The following is a 13,308-nucleotide window of genomic DNA, read 5'->3' as shown; positions in this document are numbered from 1 at the left end:
CGTTGTCAGCGGGCGCGCGTCACACGCTTCTCGTCCCAGACGGGCTCGGCGGATTCGTACACCTTGCCGTCGGAGCCGAACACCAGGAAGCGGTCGAAGGTACGCGCGAACCAGCGGTCGTGGGTCACGGCCAACACTGTTCCCTCGAAGTGGTCGATGGCGCGCTCCAGGGCCTCGGCCGAGTGCAGGTCCAGGTTGTCCGTTGGCTCATCGAGAAGCAGGAGGGTGGCACCGGAGAGCTGCAGCAGCAGGATCTGGAAGCGGGCCTGCTGGCCGCCGGACAGTGATTCGTACTTCTGCTCCGACTGCGAAGCCAGGCCGTAGCCGTCCAGGGCGCCGGCCGCTGCCTCGCGTCCGAGCCCGGAGCGGTGTTCGTCTCCCCGGTGCAGGATCTCGAGCAGGGTCTTGCCAAGGAGGTCAGGGCGGACATGGGTCTGGGCGAAGAAGCCGGGACGGATGCGGGCGCCGAGCTTCACCGTGCCTTCGTGCGGCACTTCCGCGATTTCGACGTCGGACACGGGCAGGTGCTCCCGCTCCGGGTCGGTGCCCCCGGTGGCGAGGAGGCGCAGGAAGTGGCTCTTGCCGGAGCCGTTGGAGCCCAGAACGCCGACGCGGTCCCCGAACCAGACTTCGGTGGAGAACGGCTTCATCAGCCCGGTCAGTTCCAGCCGTTCAGCCACGATGGCCCGCTTGGCAGTCCGGCCGCCCTTGAGCCGCATCTGCACATTCTGCTCGATGGGGAGGGCTTCCGGCGGGCCGGCCTCAAGGAACTTCGCCAGCCTGGTCTGGGCTGCGTGGTAGCGGTTGGCCATGTCGGAGCGGAAGGCCGCCTTGTTCTTATACATGTTGACGAGTTCCTTGAGCTTCACGTGCTCCTCGTCCCAGCGCTTCCGCAGTTCCTCAAAACGGGCGTTGCGGTCCGCACGCGCGTCCACGTAGGAGCCGAAGCCGCCGCCGTGGATCCACGCACCGGCGCCGTTGATGCCCGGCTCGAGCGTCACGATGCGGCTTGCGGCGTTGTTCAGCAGCTCGCGGTCGTGGCTGATGAAGAACACGGTCTTCCTGGACTCGTTGAGCATGGCCTCGAGCCAGCGCTTGCCCGGCACGTCGAGGTAGTTGTCCGGTTCGTCGAGGAGAAGGAGTTCGTCGGGGCCGGCGAAGAGGGCTTCGAGGACCAGCCGCTTTTGCTCGCCGCCGGAGAGGCTCGACGCCGGGCGGTGCTGCGCGCGGTCAAACGGCAGTCCCAGCGCGGCCATGCAGACCTCGTCCCAGACGGTCTCGACATCGTAGCCGCCGGCGTCGCCCCAATCCACGATTGCCTGGGCGTACTGCATCTGGGTGGGCTCGTCGTCGTGCTCCATCATGGCCAGCTCGGCCTCATCGACGGCGCGGGCAGCGGCAGCCAGCGCGGGAGGGGCGGCGGAAACCAGGAGGTCGCGGACGGTGGATTCATCCCGGACCTGGCCGACGAACTGGCGCATGATCCCCATGTTGCCGGACCGGCCGATGACGCCTTCGTCCGGAGTGAGGTCGCCGGAAATGATGCGGAACAGCGTGGTCTTGCCTGTTCCATTGGGCCCGATCAGCGCCGTTTTGGTGCCGTCCGGGACCTTGAAGGTCACTCCGTTCAGCAGCTGCGTGCCGTCGGAGAGGAAGTAATCAATGCCTGAAACGTCAATATGGGCCACATGATCAATCTTCCCACGCCCGCCCCCTCGGAGTTTTTGTCCAGATATCGCGCCCAAAACCGCCCGCAGCCCGCGATATCTGGACAAAAACTCCTTTGGTGGAACGGATTAGGGTTACCCTGCTGCGACCAGGAACTCCTTGAGCAGGGGACCTGAGGTGGTGGCTCCGAGGCCGCCTTCCTCGACGAACACCGCCACGGCGAGATCACCGTGCACGGCCACAATCCAGGCGTGCGTCTTCGGCGGGTTCTCGCCACCGAATTCGGCGGTGCCCGTCTTGGCCCCCACCGGCTGCCCCGGCACGGAGGCCAGGAATCCTGCGTGGCCCGAGGTCACCACGGCCCGCATCATGTCCGCCAGGGCTGCAGCTTCTTCGGCCGTGATCGGCTTTTCAGCGGTTTTCGCGGGGGCCGGGGCAGTAGAGGACACCGACGACGGTCCACTCGCCGTCGGCGTTTCCGACGCCTCCGGGGAAGCCCCTGCGGAGCCCGCGTCCCCATTCAGCACGAGCGTGGGCGACACGGGGGAGCCCTTGGCCACTGATCCGGCCATCACGGCAGCCGCGAGCGGCGAGAGAAGCACCTTTCCCTGCCCGATCATGGAGGCAGCGTGCTCAGTGCCCTCGGCCTCACCGGGGACGGACCCGAGGAACGCCTCGGCGCCAAGACCGGGTGCCTCAACCGCAACACCGAGGGACGTGGCTGCGGACTCAAGCTGGGCCTGGCTGACGGACTCACGCGCCGCAATGAAGGCGGTATTGCAGGAGTGGGCAAAGGCGTCGCGCAGGGTGACCGATCCCAACGAGTCTTCGGGATAGCCCTCGGCGTTCTTGAACGTGCGCCCATCCACCGTGAGCGTGGGCGTGCACTCCACCTTGGAATCCGGCGTCATGCCGTTCCTGAGCATGGCGAGCGAATCCACCATTTTGAAGGTCGATCCGGGAGCGTACTGGCCCAGCATGGCAGTGTTGTAGCCGTTGCTGCCCGGCCCGGAGGCCGCGGCAAGCACCTCGCCGCTGGACGGACGCAGGGCCACGATGGCCGACGCCGGGCCCACCTCGGCAAGGACGTCTTCGGCCAGCTGCTGCAGCCGCGGGTCCAGAGTGGTTTTCACGGGCGTGCCGGGCTTCATTTCAACCTGGAAGAGGGACCGGCGGCCGCCGTCGGGCAGCGCTTCCTTCTCCTCGGCCGTGAGTCCTGCCTTTTGGGCAAAGACCTGGATGCCGGCGGTGCCGCGGAGCTGGGCGTCGTACTGCTGCTGGAGTCCGCCGGTCCCGGTGGTGTCCCCGCTCTTGAGCGCACCGCCGGATTTTTCGATCTGTTCGGCGTTTGCCTGGGCCGCGGTCCCCAGGAGGGCGCGGGCGAAGGTGCGGGTGGGTGCCAACGGAAGAGTGTCGGGGATCGCCCGCGCGCCGGGAATCTCGGCGATCTGGGCGTCCGTGACGGTGCGGCCGTCCTGGCGGAGCGTGATGGCGGGAACGAAGGCCTGGGGGCCCGCCGCCTGGACCTGCTGGGCGTAGGCGGCGGGATCCACTCCGACCAGCCCGGCGAGCTTGGTGGCCGACGCCGCCGGATCGGCCGAGGCCAGCTGTGGCTTGTCGATCCCGACGTTAACCACCGACCGGTAGGTGACCAGCTTTGCGTCACCTACGCCGAGGATCTCTGCCCGTTGGGGCGCCTCGATGGCCGTGCCGAGAACTTCCCCGTCCGCCAGTTCCGGTACCAGCAGGTCAGGCTTCCAGACGGTCAGCCATTTGTCGCCGGACTTTTTGAGCTCCGCGGAAACCGTGTACTTCCACTCGTCCGCGCCGACCTTCCAGCTGTAATTCAGAGGGACTGTTGCGGTGTCCTGATCCAGCTTCAGCTCACCGGCATCAACAGCAGGTTTGGCCGGATCAAGCGCCTGGAAGACCTCTTTCAGCTGTTCGTTGGCAGCCGCGGCGTCCTTGCCGTCCAGCGCAACGGCCCCGACGTCCAGCGCGGAGACTGCCGAAGCAAGCTGCTTCGCGGCCTCCTGCGCACCGGCACGACCGTCGTCGCAGGCGACCAGCGACCCGCCAATAATAAGTCCGACAAGAGCAAGCGAAAGTTTCTGAAAGTTCCCCACCGCGCCATTATGCCCCGCGCCCGGGGCAAAGTCCTTGTCACATGGATCCCGGGAATCCCGCAGGCAGGGTCAAGCCCCGGCGTTCAGTTCTCCGGCGGTGCCCCGTCACGGGCCTCGTCGTACGCGTCTCTGGCATCCAGGATGCTGGTAACATTCGACTCCGCCCATTCCCGGAGGACGCTGAGCGGCCCCAGCAGCGACATCCCCAGCCCGGTCAGCTGGTAGTCGACGCGGGGCGGCACCTGTGCGAACACCGTCCGGGTGACCAGGCCGTCCCGCTCCAACGTTCGCAGGGTCTGGGTGAGGACCTTCGGCGTGATCACGTGGACATGCTTGCGCAGTTCGGAGAATCGAACGGGCCCGTCGGCCAGCACCTGGACCACCAGGGACGCCCACTTGTCGCCGATCCGCTGGAACACAACACGGGAGGGGCACTGTGGATCCATGATGTCGGCGCCAGGCCCGACGCCGGTCAGAACGGTATCCATCAGCACCTCACTTTCTCTGATTCCCTAGGTATCCTAGAAATACTGTGAACTTCCTACGGTACCCAATACGAGGAGCGACATGAAAATCGCAGTGTACGGTGCCACGGGGATGGTGGGTGGCCAGATCGTCAAGGAGTCGCTACGGCGGGGCCACGAAGTCACAGCCATCTCACGGGCAGGAGCCGCAGTCCCCGGAGCCACGGCCTGCCGTGCTGAACTGGCTGACGTGCGCACGTTCGCCAATGTTGCAAAGGACCATGACGCCGTTGTGCTGGCCACGGTGCCCAGCCGCACCGGTGGTGACCACGGTGAATGGCTGTCCGCCATGAGTGCGGCGTTCGGAAGCGCCGGTGCCACCCGCCTGCTGGTGGTGGGAGGTGCGGGCGCGCTCGAAATCAACGGCGTGCGGCTGTGCGAATCCCCGGGCTTCCCGGAACCCTATCGGCCCGAAGCGCGCACCATGGCGGCGGCCTACGACGAGATCCGTTCTGCTCCGGAGACCCTCGACTGGACGATGTTGGCGCCCGCCCCTGTCATCAAGCCCGGGACGCGGAGCGGCAAGTACGTAACCGCCCAGGATTCGCCGGCTGGACCGTCCATTACCGCCCAGGACTTCGCCGTCGCCATGCTGGATGAGCTGGAAGCCCCGGCCCACCACCGTTCCCGCTTCACCGTGGCGAACCCCGACAAGGACACGGCGGACCACCCCTACCCTGTGTCCTGATAAGAAGGCTAAAGGCCCAGCCGCGGCACGCTCTTCCCGAATATGTCTTTCAGGGCATATCTAGCTGCATGGAAGCCCGGCATGCCTGTGACGCCGGGACCCGGAGGGGTTGACGAGGAGCACAAGTACACTCCCCCCAAGGGGGTGCGCCACGGCACGGGGTTGATCACGGGCCGCTGGATCAGGCCGCGGAGGTCCATCAGCCCTGCCGCGAAATCCCCGCCGACATAGTTCTGGTTGTACTCAGCCAGCCCCGCCGCGCTCGTCACGTGCACCTGGACCACTAGATCCCGGAAGCCAGGGGCGAAACGCTCCAGCTGGGCCGTGACTGCCTCCGCCATGTCCACCGTTGAACCGGCCGGAACATGGCAGTACGTCCACAGGATGTGCCTCCCCTCCGGTGCGCGGGAGGCATCAAACCGCGACGGCTGGGACACCAGGACGTAGGGCCTCTCGGGATGCCGGCCGGCAGCGACGGCGTTTTCCGCCACGGCCATCTCGGCCCGGGTTCCGCCCACATGCACCGTGCCGGCGTCGGCCAATCCCGCCGCCTCCCACGGCACAGGACCGGACAGGATGTAGTCCACCTTGCAGGCTGCATTGCCGAAGCGGAATGTACTCAGGGACCGGCGGTAACCGGCAGGAAGCCTGTTCCCGGCCAGCCTCAGCAGCGCCGGCGGCGCGACGTCCAGGAGGGTGGCCTTGGCAGGCGGCAACTCCCGCAGCGAATCAATCCGCCGGCCTGTTTCGATGGTTCCGCCGTGGGCTTCAATGTCTGCGATCATGGCGCGGGCGATGGACGCGGACCCGCCGACGGGAATCGGCCAGCCCTGGGCATGCGCCAGCGTCCCCAGCATGAGCCCGGCGCCGGCCGGGGCCAGCGACGGCAGGCCGCCAACGGAGTGTGCGGCAACCCCGGTCAGGAGGGCCGGAGCCAGATCATCCCTGAACCTGGCGTTCCATGCCGTCGAGCCTTGTTCCAGGGTCCGCAGCCCGAACAGCACCGCGGCGAGGGGGTCGTGCGGGATTCGCAGGAGCTGGTTGAGGGTGAAGTCGGCGACGCCGTTCACCCGCCGTACAAGCGGCGCCATAAGGCGGCGGTATGCGGCGCCGTCGGGTCCCAGTCCTTCGGCCGTCCGGTCCAGGGACTGGTACGCCAGCGCGGCCCGGCCGCCGTCCAGGGGCGATCCGAAGGACAGCTCCGGTGTGATGAGCTCTATGCGCCGGGACAGCTCGAACGCCCGGAAAAAGGGGGAGACGAGGGCCATGGGCTGCACGGCGGAACAGACGTCGTGCAGGTGGCCCGGCTGCATGAGCTCCGACGTCCGGAGGCCGCCGCCCGGCGTCTCCGCGGCCTCGTACACGTGCACGTTCAGGCCGGCGCGGGCCATTGTCGCCGCCGCGGCGAGTCCGTTGGGGCCGGAACCAACGACGGCGACGTCAGGCATTGCTTGCCGCCTTGGGTCGCCAGGGAAGAACAGACGCCGCGGGGTCCCCGGGATCCAGCCGGAGCCAGTCCGGTGCGCCGTCGAACGGTCCGCCCTGGGGGTCGTCAAGTGAGTGGCGGCGGATGATGTCGTAGCCGGGGTCCCCGATGTCCCACGCCACCCGGACCATCAGGTACCCGGTGGCGATCATGTGCAGGCCAACCGCAAGAACGTAGTACGGCATGTCGATATTGTGCTGCGTGGGGCCTCCGCTGGTCACCTGTCCCAGATACATCCACACTGCCGCCCAGTGCAGTCCTTCGACTCCCTGCCAGATCAGGAAGTCACGCCAGCGCGGGCGGGCCAGAGCCAGCAGGGGAACCAGCCAGATGACGAACTGGGGTGAATACACCTTGTTGGTCAGGATGAAGGCGGCCACGATCAGGAACGCCAGCTGCGCGAGCCGGGGACGGCGGGGTGCCGTGAGGGCAAGGGCGGCAATGAGCACGCAGCTGATCAGGAACAGGTTGAGCGCGAGGGTATTGATGGCTTCCGGCCCCAGGGGCAGCCATTGCAGGCGCCCCGCAACCAGGTTGTAGGCGTACCAGGGTGAGCTATAGCCGGCGGGGCGGTCCTCGGTGAACTGGTAGAAGTACTTCCAGCCGGAGGGGTTCATCGCGGCAATGGGGAGGTTGACGGCGAGCCATGCCGCTGCTGCCGCGCCTGCTGTGACGAGCAGCGGGCGGATCTTTCCGGTCCGCAGTGCCAGCAGCACGATGGCGCCGAAAACAAGGATCGGGTACAGCTTGGTGGCCGTTCCCAGGCCGATGAAGACCCCGGCCAGCACCAACCGCTCGCGGGAGAAAAAGCACATCCCGACGGCGAGCAGCCCCACCGCCCACATGTCCCAGTTGATCACTCCGGCAAGGACGATTCCCGGGGCCAGGGCCACCATGGCGGCGTCCCACGGCCGGCGGCGGCTCATCCGCGCAGTGGCGAGGACCGTGACGATCCAGACGGCGGCGATCAGCGTGGCGTTGACGTCGAAGTACCCGAGGATGCGTGCGTCGGTGGCACCTTGGCCCGGCACCAGCATGGCCGTCAGGCCCGCAATGATTCCCATCAGGACCGGGTATTCGAAGAAGCTGCCTGCGCTAAAGAAGGGGAAGGTCCCGTCACCAAGTCCTCTGTTGCGGAAGAGCTCCGGGAAATCCGAGTAGCAGGTGGAGTAGAACTGGCCCGGGGACTCCCAGCCGTTGGCGCGGCAGTAGTTCTTCAGCAGAATGCTTGCCAGGGCAGCCAGCACGGTGAGGATGATGAGCACGCGCTCGACAGTGAAGAATCCGGGCGAGACTTTGCCCGGCGCAGCCCGGTTTCCCATGGGCCCCCCGACCAGCTCCGTGAAGTTCCGGAGCAGGAGATCGCTGCGGCTCGGGATGACCAGGCGCGTCCTTTTCGGGGGCGCCGGCGGCATTGTCTCCTGCATCCCTTGAGCTTACCGTCGCTCCCCGGGATCAGTCCGCGCGTACGGGCGACAGTGTATCGTCGAACGTGTGCGCCGTGTGGATTTTTCCCACGCTGGGCCCTCCCGCTCTTCCGTTCAGGAGCAGACTCGAGGCCAGTCTGTTTCGCAGCAACCACCAGGCCTCAGGGGGCATCCCGCTGTGAACCAGCTTTCCCGCGTCCGCGACAGGCAGCACTTTCGGCAGGCCACGCCCGCCGAGAACACTCCCCGCTTTATGTGGGCCGGTCCGTGGACGGCTCCTGCGGGAATCGGGCTGCTGGCGTTCGTCGTCGCGGTTGTCGGTTCCTGGGTGCCGTCCTTTTGGGACGATGAGATAGCCACAATTTCCGCGGCCGGGCGGTCCCCGGCCGAACTCCTCGAGCTGCTGCGGTCCGTTGACGCCGTTCACGGCTTCTACTACTTCTTCATGCACGCCTGGACCACGGTGTTCGGGTTTTCCGAGGTTGCCATGCGCATGCCGTCGGCCCTGGCGGTGGGCTTGGCGTGCGCGGGCACGGTCCTGATCGGACGAAAGCTCGGTTCCGAATCGGTGGGCATTGCCTCAGGGCTGGTCCTCGCCGTTCTTCCCCGCATGGTCTGGGCCGGGACCGAGGCCCGTCAGTCGGCCTTCACCGCGCTGCTGGCCGTGGCGCTTACCCTGTTGCTCGTCAGGGCGTGGGAATCCAACCGCGCCATCGACTGGGTGCTCTACGGCGTTTGTGCGGTTGCCGGCGTGTGCATGTTCATGTTCTTCGCTCTGGCCGTAGCCTCCCATGCAGTGGCGGCCATCATCCTCCGCAAACGGCCCTTGGCTGTGCTCATTACGTGCGCGGCGGCCGGAGCGGCTGTCCTGCCGTTCCTGCTCTTTGCCATGACACAAAAAGCCCAGGTGGAGTGGATCCAGAACCGGTCCCTGCTCCAAAACCTCACGATCGCCGCCGTCAAACAGTTTTTCTACGGCGATGACCGGCCCACCGGCAACCTTCCGCCGGAGTGGATTCTCGGCTTTATCCTGGTCCTGGGCATAACCGAGGTGCTCCTCGTTGTGTGGGGGCTGTGGTCCGTGCGCCGGATTGCCGCGTACCGTCCGCTGGTGGTCCTCGGCCTGGTGGGGGTGGCGCTCCCCATGCTTGGCCTTCTCCTGGTGAGTGTGGTCGCACAGCCCGTCTATGTCGCCCGCTACCTTACGTTCACGGCACCGTTGTTCGCTCTTTTGGTGGGCCTGGGCCTGGACCGGCTCCGCCCTGGCAGCCTCAGCGGGCGGCTCGATCCAGGCGGCCGCCTCAGCACCGGCCGGCCATGGCTCCTGGCGACCGCAGCGGGCCTGGTTGTGCTCAGCAGCCTTGTTCCCCAGCTCACGATCAAAAGCCTGGTGAACGAACCGGCGGACACTGAACGTCAGATGGCGGAGTTCATCGCCGCCCAGACGCCCGGGCCCGCCGGTGCCGTGTACGCCTACCCGGAACTGCGCGATATGGCCCTTGCTTATCCCGAGGATTTCCGGCTTGTCACGGACCTCTCGCTCGCTGAAAGTCCGGCGGATTCCGGAACCCTCTGGGGAAAGAACGCCGCAGTCACTGCCGAACAGCTGAGGGGCCGGGGGGACGTCTGGTTCGTCGGGTACGGCGGAGGAGCACCCAACGACCTGTCCGCGTTCGAGTCGGCAGGATGCCGACAAACGCGGAACCTGGTCTTCCAGCGTATGGCCCTGGTCTCGTACACCTGCCCGTAACCGCCCTCCCGCTTCAGCGTATGATGCCCATCCCGTGCAGTGCGGCATAGGCGTCTTCACGTTTCTGATCGAGGAGCTGGCCGTCGAACAGCGTCGTATCCTTAACGGCCGGCTGCCGGCCCAGACGCAGTACGCTTCGAAGTCGTTTCATCATGGTGACCTCCTCCCGGGGTGTAGTGCTGGCAGTGCTGGTTATAGCGGCGCCCACATTGAGTCCTTTGGTGGTTGTTCGAATTCGCGCATGACAAATAGGCCGAAATTCGGTGAATTAAGTGCCCTGAATTTAGACAGAGGAATGCCCGGTGAATATGTGCAGGCAGAATGCCGGAATCAATTGATGAGTTCGCTCAGCGAAGGGCGGCCCGTAAGCGTTAGTAACGCCGCAGTCCCCAACAAGAAGCTGGGTTCCGAACTATGGGGGTGTTGCGTAACCGCTTGGGGCCCGCTTGGACTGCTACTGCCTGCCCGTCGGCGTCCCCCATGAAGGGGACGGACACCGGGATTCCGGTGGGAAGGCCGGAACTAGGGGATCAGGAGGCAATCAGTCCGTGAGTTGGGCGCGATTCAGCAAACGAGGCCGGGAACGCGGCGATGGTCATCTTCCATCCGCTAGTCAAAGTAATCATTTTCCCAACCTCCTTTTCTGCTATGCCGCTGCCAGTTGACTACCTGGACAACGCGCGCCGGTGACCCTGGCAAGACGCACTGGAGTCAGAAATAAAATTACACCATGCCGTTGGATTTTGCCCAGTGAAATTAGAAGTTTTCCTGAAAAAATAAATAAATCGTGTTTAGAGTCCCCAGCGGACCACGGCGGGGGTCTTCTTGTCCCAGCCAAGGGTGCAGACTTTTGCCGTGCCCAGGATGAAATGCCGGCCGTCCTGGGGTTCCAGCCCCAACCAGCGGGCAGTGAGGATCCTGGAGAAGTGCCCGTGGGCCACAATGAGCACGTTGTCCAGTCCGGATTCCAGCACCCGGGCAACGATCTTGTCCGCCCGCGCCGCCACTTCTTCCAGGGCTTCGCCGTTGGGCACGCCGTGGGTCCAGATCAGGTAGTCCGGATTGTCCTTGCGGATCAGGTCCGAGCTGATCCCTTCGTAGTCACCGTAATTCCACTCCACAGCCAGGGGTTCCTGCTCGGCGTCGGGAAATCCAGCCAGCTCTGCCGTCCGGCGTGCGCGCCGCAGCGGAGAGGTCAGCACCAGGTCGAAGTCGACGGCGTCAAGGACCTTCCGCGCCTCCACAGCCTGCTGCTCTCCCTCCACCGTCAGGGGCAGGTCGGTGAGTCCGGTGTACTGGCCGCTCTTTGACCATTCGGTTTCACCGTGGCGCAGGATCCAGAGCTGCGGGCGGGCAGTGCTATTCAGTGCAATCACTTAGGACTCCTCGGTAGTGGGAAGTTCGACGCCGGCGGCTGGCTGGTCCTGGGAGGCTTCGGGCTGGTCCGCCCACCACTCGCGAAGCCGTGCTTCGGCGAGGGACCGGTCCAGCGGGCCGTGCTCCATGCGCTGTTCAAGCAGGAACTTGTACGCCCTGCCCACGACGGGTCCCGGCTTCAGGCCCAGCATGGCCATGATCTGGCCTCCATCGAGGTCGGGCCGGACCGCATCCAGGGATTCCTGTTCACGCAGCGCTGCGATGCGCGCTTCAAGGTCGTCATAGGCGAAGGACAGCCGCTCCGCCTTGCGCTGGTTGCGGGTGGTGACATCGGAGCGGGTGAGTTTGTGGAGGCGTTCGAGGAGGGGTCCGGCGTCTGTGATGTAGCGGCGGACCGCGGAGTCGCTCCAGCCGGCCTCGCCGTAGCCATAGAAGCGCATGTGCAGCTCCACCAGCCGGGCCACGGCTTTGATCGTCTCGTTGTCGAAGCGGAGAGCCTTCATCCGTTTCTTGGTCAGTTTGGCGCCCACCAGATCGTGGTGGCGGAAGCTGACCGCGCCGCCCGGTTCAAAACGGCGCGTAGCCGGCTTCCCGACGTCGTGCATCAGGGCCGCAAACCGCAGGACAAAGTCGGGGCCGGGCACCGCGCCGTCGGAATCCGTCTCCAGGGACGCCGCCTGCTCCAGCACCTGCAGGGAGTGCTGGTAGACATCCTTGTGCCGGTGGTGCTCGTCGGCTTCCAGGCGGAGGGCTGAAACCTCGGGCAGGACGAACTCGGCCAGGCCGGTGTCCACCAGCAGGTCAATGCCCACGCGGGGGTGTGATCCGCAGATGAGCTTCACCAGTTCCTCGCGGATGCGCTCCGCGGAAATGATCTTGATCCGCTCCGCCATGCCGGTCATTGCCTGCCGCACGTCGTCACGGACGGCTACGCCCAGCTGGGAGGCAAAGCGGGCAGCCCGCATCATCCGCAGCGGGTCGTCGGAAAATGACGTCTCGGGCGCGCCGGGCGTGGCCAGCACTGAGGCGTGCAGGTCGCGGACTCCGCCGTACGGGTCCACGAGCTCCATCGCGGGCAGCCGGAGCGCCATGGCATTGATGGTGAAGTCCCGGCGCAGGAGGTCTTTGCTGAGGGACGATCCGAACGCGACGGCGGGCTTGCGCGACTCCGGGTCGTAGGCCTCCGCGCGGTAAGTGGTGATTTCGATCTGGAAACCGGACTTCCGCATTCCGATGGTGCCGAAGGCCCTTCCGATTTCCCAGAAGTTGTCCGCCCATTTACGGATGAGCGCCAGGGTCTGGTCCGGCGTGGCGTCCGTGGTGAAGTCCAGGTCCGGGGAGAGCCTGCCGAGGAAAAGGTCACGCACGGGGCCGCCCACCAGCGACAATTCATGGCCGGCATCGACAAAGCGCTGCCCGAGTTCCAGGACCACCGGGTCCACGTGGAAATCGACGGTGTGGGAGTCGGACTTTTGATGTGCGTGCGCCATAGTTACTTAAGCTTGTCAGAAAACCACGCCAACAAGCACCACCGGGTGCCGCTCAACGGCGCCGTTACGCCGTCGGTTCCGGAAACTGCGTCACACGCAGTCCATTTTCTTGTCATGTTCCGGTCATCACCAAGGGGCAAGAGTCGTTAGAGTGGACTTCATGGCCCATCCCGTACCGAGTGCTCCAGGCAGGAGGACAAACCCACCGTTGCCGTCGGCAATCGGTGCCCATGTCGCACCTGCCCAGCACCCTGGGCCGGCTTCGTTGCCCACCGTTGAGGAAATTTCGGCCGGCGGCGTTGTGGTGGACACGTCCGACGGCGAACTAAGGGTCGCGATCATCGCCCGCCTTAACCGCGGGGGACGCCTCGAGTGGTGCCTGCCAAAGGGCCATCCGGAAGGCAAGGAAAAAAACGAAGAAGCGGCCGTCCGCGAGATTGCCGAGGAAACCGGCATCAGCGGCTGCATCCTGGCCCCGCTGGGCAGCATCGATTACTGGTTCACCGTCAGCGGGCACCGCGTCCACAAGACCGTTCACCACTACCTGCTCCGGGCCACCGGCGGCGAACTGACCATCGAAAACGATCCGGACCAGGAAGCGGTGGATGTTGCCTGGGTACCCATCCAGGAACTGGCCCGCAAGCTGTCGTTCCCTAACGAGCGCCGGATCGCAGACCTCGCCAGAGAAGTCCTGCCGGAACATCTTTAAGGTCATGACTGATTCCGTGAAGCGCCGCCCACGTGCCTAACTGCGCACCTTTGAGACGATGAA

11 protein-coding genes are annotated in these 13,308 nt (G+C 65.7%); 3 read left to right on the top strand and 8 right to left on the bottom strand.

The window, feature by feature from the left end; genetic code table 11:
• Positions 1–5: 5 nt before the first annotated feature.
• The 3 genes from J7I92_RS19210 to J7I92_RS19200 form a co-directional block, all read right to left on the bottom strand.
• The gene (locus J7I92_RS19210; protein WP_214843106.1) at positions 6–1,688 is read right to left on the bottom strand and encodes an ABC-F family ATP-binding cassette domain-containing protein; all 1,683 of its coding nucleotides are present in this window, start codon (positions 1,686–1,688) and stop codon (positions 6–8) included.
• A 114-nt stretch (positions 1,689–1,802) separates the two neighbouring features.
• Entirely contained in the window at positions 1,803–3,794 is a 1,992-nt protein-coding gene (locus tag J7I92_RS19205) for a penicillin-binding transpeptidase domain-containing protein (protein ID WP_214843105.1), read from the bottom strand.
• A gap of 83 nt (positions 3,795–3,877) precedes the next feature.
• Complete coding sequence (locus tag J7I92_RS19200; RefSeq protein ID WP_214843104.1) at positions 3,878–4,282, bottom strand: helix-turn-helix domain-containing protein; 405 nt, start codon at positions 4,280–4,282, stop codon at positions 3,878–3,880.
• Positions 4,283–4,361: 79 nt separating this feature from the next.
• Here J7I92_RS19200 and J7I92_RS19195 point away from each other — a divergent pair, with 79 nt between their 5' ends.
• Complete coding sequence (locus tag J7I92_RS19195; protein ID WP_214843103.1) at positions 4,362–5,006, top strand: NAD(P)-dependent oxidoreductase; 645 nt, start codon at positions 4,362–4,364, stop codon at positions 5,004–5,006.
• Positions 5,007–5,014: 8 nt separating this feature from the next.
• Here the strand turns inward: J7I92_RS19195 and J7I92_RS19190 are convergent, their stop codons facing one another.
• Positions 5,015–6,454, bottom strand: coding sequence for an NAD(P)/FAD-dependent oxidoreductase (locus J7I92_RS19190; protein ID WP_214843102.1), 1,440 nt, complete (start codon positions 6,452–6,454; stop codon positions 5,015–5,017).
• The gene (locus J7I92_RS19185) at positions 6,447–7,919 is read right to left on the bottom strand and encodes a glycosyltransferase family 87 protein (protein ID WP_214843100.1); all 1,473 of its coding nucleotides are present in this window, start codon (positions 7,917–7,919) and stop codon (positions 6,447–6,449) included. Before J7I92_RS19185 ends, J7I92_RS19190 begins: the two co-directional genes overlap by 8 nt.
• 178 nt (positions 7,920–8,097) lie before the next feature.
• On the opposite strand from J7I92_RS19185, the gene J7I92_RS19180 reads away from it, so the two are divergent.
• Positions 8,098–9,669, top strand: coding sequence for a glycosyltransferase family 39 protein (locus tag J7I92_RS19180; protein WP_214843099.1), 1,572 nt, complete (start codon positions 8,098–8,100; stop codon positions 9,667–9,669).
• 13 nt (positions 9,670–9,682) lie between these two features.
• Here the strand turns inward: J7I92_RS19180 and J7I92_RS19175 are convergent, their stop codons facing one another.
• The 3 genes from J7I92_RS19175 to J7I92_RS19165 all read right to left on the bottom strand — a co-directional run bounded on the left by J7I92_RS19175 (position 9,683) and on the right by J7I92_RS19165 (position 12,536).
• Positions 9,683–9,823, bottom strand: coding sequence for a hypothetical protein (locus J7I92_RS19175; RefSeq protein WP_214843098.1), 141 nt, complete (start codon positions 9,821–9,823; stop codon positions 9,683–9,685).
• Between the two features lie 637 nt (positions 9,824–10,460).
• The gene (locus J7I92_RS19170) at positions 10,461–11,045 is read right to left on the bottom strand and encodes a histidine phosphatase family protein (protein ID WP_396020424.1); all 585 of its coding nucleotides are present in this window, start codon (positions 11,043–11,045) and stop codon (positions 10,461–10,463) included.
• Entirely contained in the window at positions 11,046–12,536 is a 1,491-nt protein-coding gene (locus tag J7I92_RS19165) for a CCA tRNA nucleotidyltransferase (protein ID WP_214843097.1), read from the bottom strand.
• A gap of 208 nt (positions 12,537–12,744) precedes the next feature.
• Between J7I92_RS19165 and J7I92_RS19160 the strand changes: the two genes are divergently transcribed.
• Positions 12,745–13,245, top strand: a complete 501-nt coding sequence (locus J7I92_RS19160; protein ID WP_214843324.1) for an NUDIX hydrolase — start codon at positions 12,745–12,747, stop codon at positions 13,243–13,245.
• Positions 13,246–13,308 lie beyond the last annotated feature (63 nt).

This window comes from Arthrobacter sp. ISL-72, from assembly GCF_018613755.1.
Taxonomy (GTDB): domain Bacteria; phylum Actinomycetota; class Actinomycetes; order Actinomycetales; family Micrococcaceae; genus Arthrobacter.
The sequence above is the reverse complement of the archived record's forward strand: the minus strand, read 5'-3'. Positions and strand labels throughout refer to the sequence as shown.

Bases quoted from the DNA above. Each gene is read 5' to 3' on its own strand.
- J7I92_RS19175 (WP_214843098.1), bottom strand. From the start codon at position 9,823: ATGATGAAACGACTTCGAAGCGTACTGCGTCTGGGCCGGCAGCCGGCC.
- J7I92_RS19190 (WP_214843102.1), bottom strand. From the start codon at position 6,454: ATGCCTGACGTCGCCGTCGTTGGTTCCGGCCCCAACGGACTCGCCGCG.
- J7I92_RS19185 (WP_214843100.1), bottom strand. From the start codon at position 7,919: ATGCAGGAGACAATGCCGCCGGCGCCCCCGAAAAGGACGCGCCTGGTC.
- J7I92_RS19165 (WP_214843097.1), bottom strand. From the start codon at position 12,536: ATGGCGCACGCACATCAAAAGTCCGACTCCCACACCGTCGATTTCCAC.
- J7I92_RS19200 (WP_214843104.1), bottom strand. From the start codon at position 4,282: ATGGATACCGTTCTGACCGGCGTCGGGCCTGGCGCCGACATCATGGAT.
- J7I92_RS19195 (WP_214843103.1), top strand. From the start codon at position 4,362: ATGAAAATCGCAGTGTACGGTGCCACGGGGATGGTGGGTGGCCAGATC.